Annotated in this window: 1 protein-coding gene; it reads right to left on the bottom strand. The window is 59.6% G+C overall.

Annotated elements, in window-relative coordinates; genetic code table 11:
- Window positions 1-162: 162 nt before the first annotated feature.
- A partial coding sequence (locus H0485_RS21365; RefSeq protein ID WP_226937881.1) for a hypothetical protein occupies window positions 163-545 on the bottom strand: 383 nt, incomplete at its 5' end.

The raw sequence follows: 545 nt of genomic DNA, 5'->3' as shown, positions 1-545 counted from the left end.
ATTTCGGTGGCCTGCGTCTCGAACACCAGTTCCTCGCCCTGGAAAGTGACGCGGATTTCTCCGATTGGCTCAAATTCCTGCGCCGACACGGGGCCTGCAAGCAGCACCAACAGGGCAGCGAATGTGTGATTTTTCATGGAATACTCCTGTCAATTGGGCAGATCACGGGGCGGCGATGACGCCGTCGAATGTCAGGTCGATCTGGCGTGGCGCAGTCATTTCCACGCTTGAGCCATAGTCAGTGGTCTGGCCCAGAACGCCGGACAGGCTGCCCGAGAGGCGGAGCGCTTGGCCCTCGATCCCGACTTCTGTCAGCGTGATTTCGATGTCCTGGCCAAACAGGGCCGGTCCATCGCCGCGCGGCATCAAAAGCACTTCCGGGTTCTCTGGTCTGCCCTGTTGCAGTCCGAACCCGATGCTGATCATGGCGAACCACTCGGGTGCCGCATCGGGCCAGCCCATCAGCGAGATTCTGGCGTAATTGGTATCCCAGACGAAATCCGATTGCGTGGCAGAGAAGGTCCAGCTTGTCGGTGTGCCATCCA

This window comes from Pseudogemmobacter faecipullorum, from assembly GCF_020539525.1.
Lineage (GTDB): Bacteria > Pseudomonadota > Alphaproteobacteria > Rhodobacterales > Rhodobacteraceae > Pseudogemmobacter > Pseudogemmobacter faecipullorum.
The sequence above is the reverse complement of the archived record's forward strand: the minus strand, read 5'-3'. Positions and strand labels throughout refer to the sequence as shown.